Source organism: Streptomyces sp. DH37 (genome assembly GCF_029813835.1).
In the GTDB taxonomy this organism is placed as follows: Bacteria; Actinomycetota; Actinomycetes; order Streptomycetales; family Streptomycetaceae; genus Streptomyces.
On sequence record NZ_JARVKV010000271.1, the window covers coordinates 1 to 255 of the forward strand.

Annotated in this window: 1 protein-coding gene; it reads right to left on the bottom strand. The window is 66.7% G+C overall.

The window, feature by feature from the left end; translation table 11 throughout:
* Positions 1–230: helix-turn-helix domain-containing protein (locus QC029_RS31510; RefSeq protein ID WP_279559155.1), on the bottom strand; the 230-nt coding region annotated here is incomplete at its 3' end.
* Positions 231–255 lie beyond the last annotated feature (25 nt).

Genomic DNA, 255 nt, shown 5'->3' on the forward strand with positions numbered 1-255 from the left:
TTGAAGACGGCAGCGAGCGCCACCAGGTCATCAGCCGTCACCTGGCGGTCGCCCTTCTCCATGCGAGTGATCCCGGAAGCTGGGATGTACCGCCCGTTGCGCTCGAGCTCGCCGGAGAGCTGTCGTGCGGTGAGGCCGCGGACCTTCCTGAGCCGCGCGATGTTCGTTGCCACGGTCTTTCCGGTCGGGCCGGCCTCGATGGCACGCCTTCCGATCTGGTGCTCAGCCATGGGCCACATCGTAAGCACCGCAGGT